Genomic DNA, 2,031 nt, shown 5'->3' on the forward strand with positions numbered 1-2,031 from the left:
TTCTGGTCACGGCCTCGGCGATGGGCGCGCAGTATGCGCTCTGGCACTACGCGATGCGCCTGATCCCTCGCTATGCAACTTATCAGGCGCGCGGGATTGGCGTGGTCGTCGTCACTGTCCTGATGGTGCTCCTCGCGCTCTCCAGCACCTTCACCAGCTTCATCGGCATCACGCAGGACTCGGCGCGGGGTCTTGAACTTCAGCTTATGGCTGATCGCTACGCCGAGAAAGCCCGGCTGCTCGCTCAGAGAGCGGCAGCAATGGAAGATGCTCTGTTCGCGATTGCGCCTCAGGCTCGCGCGGCCTGCACCCGTTATGAGCAGGAGCTGGAGACGGGCGCGATTACCGGAGCGTCCGGCCAGGGCATCGTCACCGGCTATCTGCTCGGCTTCTGTTCGGGAAAGACCGAAGTCGTCGAGGCGCTGGAAGAGACCATCACCGCCAACAAGCAGCGCATCAGCGAAATCTCGGCGCTCAGCACCCAGCTCGATCAGGTCATCTTCGACCGCTCGAAAAGCATCGCCGAGCGCGAGCTGGAGGCCCTCGGACTGGCCCGGTCGATGGACCAGCTCTTGCAGGACCTTCAGAATGCCGACCGGACCAAGGGCCTTCGCGCCAGCTCAGCCTCAATGGCCGGATCGGTTGCCGAGCTGGACAATGCGACCGGCGCACTCGGGCAGGCACAGGCTCAGGCGGTGGACGCCATCATCGCAGAAGAGCGGTCGTCGGGGGCGGCAATCAGTGCCCTGCTCGCCGAGATTGAGACGCTGCCGGTTCCTCTTGCTGACCGGGCCACCCTCGCCCCGGCGCAAGTGCTGGTGCTGAAGCACTGGCAACTGCACCTGCCGCAACTGGCCCTTGCACTTGCCATCGACCTCTTCGCGCCGCTGTCCACCCTGCTCTTCTGGGCTGCGGCCATCAAGGCACGACGCTTCACCCCGAATAAGAGGAGATGATCTCCGATGAAGGTGATCAAGAGCGCAGTCGGCACCGGCATCGGCGTTGCGATGATTGTCGGCTTCACGTCCCTCATCTTCGCCCTGGTCCTCAGCCTCGCCGCAGAGCAGGTGCCTGCAATCAGGACAATCGGAACCGAACTGCGGTGTGTGCTCGGGCTCCCTGCCAAAGACAGCGATTGTGTGCGGGACCTGATGGCGGCGCTCGATAGCGAGCGCCGCGTTCTGGAAGACGAAAGACAGCAGCTTGTCGAGGCGATAGCCGCGCAAAGCCTCGTCTTCTCGCAAGGCGAGCAACTGAAGGACGGCTTCAGCCTCGTAACCGGCACCCTGTATCAGGATGTAGCTGCCAGAGCCGGTCTGGTCCGCTCCTTCTGCTGGGTCGTCATCGATCAGCCTGGCCTCGATCCCCGCGTGGGTCTCGCCACCCTGCACGGTGACGGCTGGATCGAGCCCCTGAATGTCGGCCCGGCGGACCGGGGCGTGCTTGGACTCAGTGTCAGCGACGTAGACGCCGCCCGCGCGGCCTGTCCTTTCCCGAGGGTTTCGTGATGCAACGGCACCAGAAAGACTCAAGCACTGGCGCGCTGCTGCTCGGCGTCTCGTTCCTCGCGCTCGCGCATTACTGGCCCGATCTGACCGGGGCGCGGCCTGATGCCGCCGATCAGCTCTTCCTTGGCTTCTTCAAATTCATGGGCGGGCTCAGCCTACTCAGTGGCCTGACCGGCTACTACAGCGCGTGGCGACAGCGCGAGGCGCGCAAGGCCGCCGAAGTGCCTTCCGGCACATTCGGCGAAGCAGCCTTCGCCAGCCTCGACGACTGCGCGGCGGCGGGGCTCCTCGATCCGCGCGGCCTCTATCTCGGCCTGCTCGAAGGTCAGCCGCTCTTTTACAGCGGCAAGGCGCATCTGATGACCTGCGCTCCCGCTCGTCAGGGCAAGGGCATCAGCGTCGTCCTGCCGAACCTGCTCCACTATCAGGGGTCGGTCGTCGTGACAGACCCCAAGGGCGAGCTGGCGGCGGTCACGGCTCCGCACCGGGCTGAGCGGTTCGGGCAGAAGACTGTGATCCTCAA

3 protein-coding genes are annotated in these 2,031 nt (G+C 64.7%); all 3 read left to right on the forward strand.

From position 1 onward, the window contains the following. Nucleotides 1–956 (forward strand): hypothetical protein (locus AC5JLB_RS02345; protein WP_495872252.1); only part of this gene is annotated, 956 nt, incomplete at its 5' end. A 6-nt stretch (nt 957–962) separates the two neighbouring features. Beyond that, nucleotides 963–1,508: a hypothetical protein gene (locus tag AC5JLB_RS02350; protein ID WP_495872253.1), complete on the forward strand. Its 546-nt coding sequence runs from the start codon at nt 963–965 to the stop codon at nt 1,506–1,508. Next, nucleotides 1,508–2,031: type IV secretory system conjugative DNA transfer family protein (locus AC5JLB_RS02355; RefSeq protein WP_495872254.1), on the forward strand; the 524-nt coding region annotated here is incomplete at its 3' end. The genes AC5JLB_RS02350 and AC5JLB_RS02355, both read left to right, overlap by 1 nt.

This window comes from Myxacorys chilensis (genome assembly GCF_059505265.1).